The organism is Falsiroseomonas sp. RANM36, assembly GCF_056682175.1.
Window position 1 is genome coordinate 1 of sequence record NZ_JBWXTD010000027.1, and the last position, 3,321, is coordinate 3,321.

A 3,321-nucleotide genomic window follows, 5' to 3' on the forward strand; every position below is an offset into this window, starting at 1 on the left:
CTTATCCGCCCCCAGCGTGCTGCGCGTCGCGCGATCCAGCCCCGCCATCATCGTCTCGCCGGCGTCGCGCTCGGCGGTGCCGGTGGCCCGCGTCGTGGTCGCCGCAACCGCCAGGCCGTGCCGGTTCGCCCAGCCCCCGCCGGCGAGGATCACGCACCCCAGCGTCAAGCGCAGTGGCCAGGCACGTGAAAGATCGGACTCCCATGCCCCTGCGGGGCGGGGAGCCGGGTGTCGCATGACGCTGATCACCGACAAGCTGTCGGACCATCCGCAAGGTTTTGCCAGCGACATGTTGCGAAACCCGCCGCGCGCGAGCAACGGCTATTTCTGCAACCGTAACGTGCGCCGCGCGGCGGGAGGCACGGCGCGTTCCGTCCCCCGTTGCGAACCGGCGTTGCCGCATGGGCCGCGCGCTGCCCCTTCGCCGACCGATTGCCGGTCTCGCCGGCGTCGACAACCGGGCGCTCCGCGCACGCGATGCTCCGCGGATCGGTGCCGACCGCGCCCATCACCGATGTCAGCGCGGCCGAAGGGTTCGAGGGTCAGCGCGACAGGTAGCGCGTGACGTCGGTCAGCATCGTCTGGACATCGTCGCCCACCGCCCTCAAGGCGCTGCCGGCTCCTCCAGCCCCCCAAGACGCAGCCCGGCGACGAGGCGAGCCCGGACCTGCGGCTCCAGGAACGGTGAAGTTGCCTCGATCCACGCGGCGCAGAGGTGGGGGACGATGCGCCAGAGTTCCTCGACGAAGCCCTTCGCGACCGCGCTCTCCCCGAGTTGCCCCGCAGCGGCGGCAGCGAGCACAAGCGGATACACATGACCGGGTCGCATCCGGTGCGCCTGGTGCGCGAAGGCGAGAGCCTCGCGGTATTCCCCTGACACGAAGCGGATGAACGCGTTGTAGAGCTCGAAGTCGGAGAGGAAGGGATCACGCGGGCTCAGCCGCATCGCCTGCGCGATCGCGGCCTCCGCCGCGGCCACGCGCCCGCCGAAGGCATGCGCGAGGCTCAGCAGACCATGCGCGTTCACCGAACTCGGGTCGAGCGCCACGGCGCGGGTCAGCGCCGCCATGGACAGCGCGTTGTCGCGTACCGCGAAGCCGACCATGCCCTGCGCGAGATGCGCCCAGACTTCGCCATTGTCCACCGCCAGCGCCTCGGCGATGAGCGCCTTCGCCCGGGCCAGCGCATCGCCCATCTCCTCCCAGCCCTGGAAGCCGCGGAACACGAGGATCCAGGCCTTCATGCCAAGCGCCTGCGCGCAGGCCGGGTCCTCGGCCAGGGCGCGGTCCAGCAATTCCAGCGCCGTCGCGGTCTCGGGCTGAGACTGGCGCGAGGAATGGAACAGCGCGCACACCAGGCACTCCCACGCGTCCAGAGCCTCCCGCGGCCTGCGGCTGGCCCGCGCGAACTCGGCCGCCATCAGCTCCGTGCCGATGCGCCCGACGATCCTGGCGGTGATCTCGTCCGGTATCCCGAAATGGTCGGCCGGCTCGCAGTCGTGATGCTCGGCCCAGAGTTGCGTGGCGCTCTCCGCCTCCAGCAGGCGCACGGCCAGGCGCAGCCTGCCGCCCGCCCTGCGCAGGCTTCCGTCCAGCAGGTAGCGGATGCCGGGCTCGCGCCCGACCGGCGCTCGCGCCGCGCTCCCGCCGCGATGAGCGGTCAGGCCGTTGCGGGCGACGACGAGCAGGCCGCCCGGGCGGCCGCGCGCGACGGCGATGTCGTCCGCCACGCCCTCCGCCACGCAGCCGTTGTCGCGCTCACCGCCGAGATCGGCGAAGGGCAACACCGCGATGGAGGGCCTGCGCGGCGGCGCGGGGCTGGCCAGCGGGCCCGGCTGCTCGATGGCCTCGACCGGTACGGCGAGCACATAACCGCGCCCCGGCACGCTCTGCACCAGGCGCCGTGCCTTGTCGCCGAGGACGGCGCGGATGTCGCTGATGCAGCGCGCAAGGGACTCGTCGGATACGGCAAGCCCTGGCCAGACCGCGTGGAATGCTTCCTCCTTGGTGACCAGGCGGCCGCGCGCCAGCATCAGGCATCGCAACACCTCGAAGCTCTTCGGGCGCAATGCCAGCGGCCCGTCCGAAGACACGAGGGTCCGGCGTGCCAGATCCAGCGAGAATCCCTCGAAGCGGAACAGCGTCGGCTCGGCCGACATGCCACGCCCTCTGTGCAACCGCTGCCGGCTTTCAGGAAGTTTCAACCCAAACAGGTCCGATTTTCAAGACTTGTCACCGGTTCTGGCCTTCCATGGCGTGAGAGCTGCGGAGGGCGGACGCCATGAGCACCTCGACCGGCAACCCCTTCGTCAATGCGCTTGCGGGCCATGTGTGGCCGGACAACCGGCACCAGTTCGACATCTTCTTCGATGACGACGGACGTGGCGGACAGTGGTTCGCGGCCGAGAAGAGCACCTTCATGGCCGCTGCCAACACCTGGGCGGCGGTCGCCGACATCAGCTTCCGCGAGGTGACGGACCCGCGCGAGGGCGACCTGTTCGAGTGGAAGGAAACGAACCAGACCTGGATCGACGAGCGCAAGACGCCGCCGCTGGCGGATCACAGCTGGCCGAGCGGCTACACCAAGGGGCGCTACAACACCTCCGATTCCGGCTGGGGCCTGGCTCCCGTGGTCGGCGGCCTGTTCTTCGGCACCTTCGTGCACGAGCTCGGGCACGGGCTTGGCCTCGACCATCCCTTCCAGGACAAAGGGCAGGACACGATCAACTTCCCCGACAGCGGCGCCGCGAAACTCGACCAGATCCTGTACTCGATCATGTCGTACACGCTTGACAACGAGGCGGACAGCGACGCCTTCGGCCGCGTGTCCTCGCCAATGGCCTTCGACATCGCCGCCATCCAGGAACTCTACGGCGCGAGGCTCGGCGTGGCCGGCGGCGACGACACCTATCTGCTGCGCGACTACGAGGGAATCGGCACCTACTATCGCTGCATCTGGGACACCGGCGGCACGGACCGCATCGTCTACAACGGCGGCAACCGCGCGCTGATCGACCTGCGCCCGGCGACGCTGCGCAACGAGGCAGGCGGCGGCGGCTGGCTCAGCACCGTCTTCCTGCCGGATGGCGTCACGCGGATCCATGGCGGCTATACCATCGCCGGCGACTGGAAGAACGTGCTGCCTTCGGTCGGCGCACAGGACGGCGTGGTCATCGAGAACGCCTTCGGCGGCAGCGGCGACGACACGCTGATCGGCAATGACGCGGACAATGTGCTGCACGGCCGCGGCGGTGGCGCCGCCCGGCGCGGCGGCGTCGGGCGGGGCACGGCAAGCGACATCACGGCCGTCGCCGGCGGGGCG

Annotated in this window: 2 protein-coding genes; one reads left to right on the forward strand and one right to left on the reverse strand. The window is 70.3% G+C overall.

All coding sequences use genetic code 11. The features are described 5' to 3' along the window. Positions 1-604 precede the first annotated feature (604 nt). Positions 605-2,158, reverse strand: a complete 1,554-nt coding sequence (locus AC1MIR_RS27630) for a winged helix-turn-helix domain-containing tetratricopeptide repeat protein (protein WP_480031378.1) — start codon at positions 2,156-2,158, stop codon at positions 605-607. Positions 2,159-2,280: 122 nt separating this feature from the next. Here AC1MIR_RS27630 and AC1MIR_RS27635 point away from each other — a divergent pair. Then, on the forward strand, positions 2,281-3,321 hold a 1,041-nt coding region (locus AC1MIR_RS27635), incomplete at its 3' end, for a zinc metalloprotease (protein WP_480031379.1).

Excerpts from the sequence above, each read along its gene's own strand:
- AC1MIR_RS27630 (WP_480031378.1), bottom strand. The coding sequence starts at position 2,158 with ATGTCGGCCGAGCCGACGCTGTTCCGCTTCGAGGGATTCTCGCTGGAT.